Annotated in this window: 1 protein-coding gene; it reads right to left on the bottom strand. The window is 42.1% G+C overall.

The window, feature by feature from the left end; translation table 11 throughout:
* Positions 1–132: ATP-binding cassette domain-containing protein (locus tag BCT81_RS03640; RefSeq protein ID WP_133152529.1), on the bottom strand; the 132-nt coding region annotated here is incomplete at its 3' end.
* Positions 133–698 lie beyond the last annotated feature (566 nt).

Raw genomic sequence — 698 nt, 5'->3', positions numbered from 1 at the left:
CGTCGATTTACCACAGCCTGATGGTCCAACGAATACGACGAATTCACCTTCGTTGATCTCTAAGTTTACGTCCTTAGAAATCTGTACATCGCCATATGATTTATAAACGTTTTTTAAAGTGACACTCGCCATCTAGCTTGTCCTCGATCGATCAAATTTTAAGTTTTACTGCTTATCATTATAAGAAATTTTTGGGTCAGCAGTAACTGTAGGAATTGGTAAGTACTGAGTGAGTAAGAAAAAAGTGGGTGGGACTTGGATTCTTTACCCAAGCCCACCCGTCATTGCCAAACTGGTGCCTATTTCCCCCACAACAAGCTAAACCTCCCCCGTGATTCCATCACAGATTTAGCTTGATGCTTAATAAAGACAACAGCGGGCAGTTAAGCCAACTTAATGAATCATGCGATACACATAATACTCGCTGGTAAAGGGTTCTTACTATCCACTCTTGGATGAATGCAGTTTCGGTGAATTAGCGTAAGCGTACATCCTCCTAATGGAAAATTAACTAGGGGGAGTAGGAGGGGAGGAGTAGATAAATGGGCCCAATAATAATTAGCGATCCAGTTCAAATAAATCCACCGCGTAACGGTGATGCCGATCACGATGAGTGTGTTTTTTGTGATTTTAGTCTCTAATCTGACCGGATGGTGATCACGAATTTAAGCCATAATAGCTAGGGCGTAGTGGCTAGG

This window comes from Vibrio sp. 10N.261.52.A1, assembly GCF_002876325.1.
Classification (GTDB): domain Bacteria; phylum Pseudomonadota; class Gammaproteobacteria; order Enterobacterales; family Vibrionaceae; genus Vibrio; species Vibrio chagasii.
Note: the sequence above shows the minus strand (reverse complement) of the source record. Positions and strands in the feature narration are given on the sequence as shown.